This is a genomic window from Salinarimonas sp. NSM (assembly GCF_052380005.1).
Taxonomy (GTDB): Bacteria; Pseudomonadota; Alphaproteobacteria; order Rhizobiales; family Beijerinckiaceae; genus Salinarimonas.
Window position 1 is genome coordinate 1 of record NZ_JBQTCJ010000122.1, and the last position, 1,850, is coordinate 1,850.

1 protein-coding gene is annotated in these 1,850 nt (G+C 71.9%); it reads left to right on the forward strand.

Annotation, left to right across the window (positions count from 1 at the left end):
* Positions 1–1,850: 1-deoxy-D-xylulose-5-phosphate synthase (gene dxs, locus ACTZWW_RS22610; RefSeq protein ID WP_444783216.1), on the forward strand; the 1,850-nt coding region annotated here is incomplete at both ends.

Here is a 1,850-nt window from a genome sequence, read left to right on the forward strand (position 1 = left end):
GACACCCCCCTCCTCGACACGATCCGCGATGCCTCCGACCTTCGGGGCCTGTCCGACGCCGAGCTTCGCCGCGTGGCGGACGAGCTTCGGGCGGAGACGATCGACGCGGTGTCGGTGACGGGCGGGCATCTGGGGGCGGGGCTTGGGGTGGTGGAGCTGACGGTGGCGCTGCACGCGGTGTTCGACACGCCGCGCGACCGGCTGATCTGGGACGTCGGGCACCAGGCCTACCCGCACAAGATCCTGACCGGGCGGCGCGACCGCATCCGCACGCTGCGCCAGGGCGGCGGGCTGTCGGGCTTCACCAAGCGCGCGGAGAGCCCCTACGACCCGTTCGGCGCGGCGCATTCCTCGACCTCGATCTCGGCGGGGCTCGGCATGGCGGTGGCGCGCGACCTCGCGGGGGGCGACAACAACGTGGTGGCCGTGATCGGCGACGGGGCGATGTCGGCGGGCATGGCCTGGGAGGCGATGAACAACGCCGGCGCGATGCACTCGCGCCTCGTCGTCATCCTCAACGACAACGACATGTCGATTGCGCCCCCGGTGGGCGCGATGTCGGCCTACCTCGCCCGGCTGGTCTCGGGCCGCACCTACCGCTCCTTGCGCGAGACGGCCAAGCAGCTCACCCGCAAGCTGCCCAAGGGCCTCTCCGAGAAGGCGGCGCGGGCGGAGGAGTACGCCCGCGGGTTCTGGACCGGCGGGACGATGTTCGAGGAGATGGGCTTCTACTACGTCGGCCCGATCGACGGGCACAACCTCGACCACCTGCTCCCGGTGCTGCGGAACGTGCGCGACACCAAGGGCGGGCCGATCCTCGTCCACGTCGTCACCCAGAAGGGCAAGGGCTACGCGCCCGCCGAGGCCTCCTCGGACAAGTACCACGGCGTGGTGAGCTTCGACGTCGTCACCGGCGCGCAGGCCAAGCCCAAGGCCAACGCGCCGGCCTACACCAAGGTGTTCGGGCAATCGCTGATCCGGGAGGCGGAGGCGGACGACCGCATCGTCGCCATCACCGCGGCGATGCCCTCGGGCACGGGCATCGACCTCTTCGGCAAGGCGCACCCGGCGCGCACCTTCGACGTCGGCATCGCCGAGCAGCACGCGGTCACCTTCGCGGCGGGCATGGCGACGGAGGGCTACAAGCCGTTCTGCGCGATCTACTCCACCTTCCTGCAGCGCGCCTACGACCAGATCGTCCACGACGTGGCGATCCAGAACCTGCCCGTGCGCTTCGTCATGGACCGGGCCGGGCTGGTCGGCGCCGACGGGCCGACGCATGCGGGCTCCTTCGACGTCGCCTATCTCGGCTGCCTGCCCAACATGACGATCATGGCCGCCGCCGACGAGGCCGAGCTGGTGCACATGGTCGCGACCGCGGCCGCGCACGACGCGGGGCCCATCGCGCTGCGCTACCCGCGCGGCGAGGGGGTCGGCGTCGAGATGCCCGAGCGCGGCGTGCCCCTCGAGATCGGCCGCGGTCGCGTGGTCAAGGAGGGCTCGCGCGTCGCGATCCTCTCGCTCGGTACCCGTCTCGCCGAGGCGCTCGCCGCCGCCGAGGAGCTCGACGCGCGCGGGCTCTCGACCACGGTCGCGGACGCGCGCTTCGCCAAGCCGCTGGACCTCGACCTCGTGACGCGGCTCGCCCGCGCGCACGAGGTGCTGATCACGATCGAGGAGGGCTCGATCGGCGGCTTCGGCTCCTTCGTGCTGCACGCGCTCGCCGACGCGGGCCTCCTCGACAAGGGCCTCAAGGTCCGCCCGATGGTGCTCCCCGACGTCTTCATCGACCAGGACAAGCCCGCCAAGATGTACGCCGCAGCCGGCCTCGACGCCCGCGGCATCGTCGC